The sequence below is a fragment of the Pseudomonas sp. AC463 genome (assembly GCF_979253585.1).
In genome coordinates, this window is the sequence record NZ_CEEDDZ010000675.1 from 1 (window position 1) to 267 (window position 267).

General features: G+C 35.2%; 1 protein-coding gene. It reads right to left on the reverse strand.

Going from position 1 to position 267, the window contains the following annotated elements:
* Positions 1-267: rRNA adenine N-6-methyltransferase family protein (locus AC0IYH_RS31910; RefSeq protein ID WP_471838286.1), on the reverse strand; the 267-nt coding region annotated here is incomplete at both ends.

Sequence of the window (267 nt, forward strand, 5' to 3'; positions counted from 1 at the left end):
TTGTGTAGGTTCTAACTGAAGGACAATGGAACCTCCCAGAAAATTTCCAAGACTCTCAAACATCAGGATTTTGAAAATATCGGAAGTAATGCCATAAGGAATATTTGACACCACTTTGAAAGGAAATTTCGGAACTTCAAAATTCCTAAAATCACAACCGACAACTTGAACATTTCGGGCATCAGAAAATAATTTTCGTAAATGTTCAACCAAAGCTGTGTCGTTTTCAATAGCAACAACATTGTTGGCGATTCTTAATAAATGAAC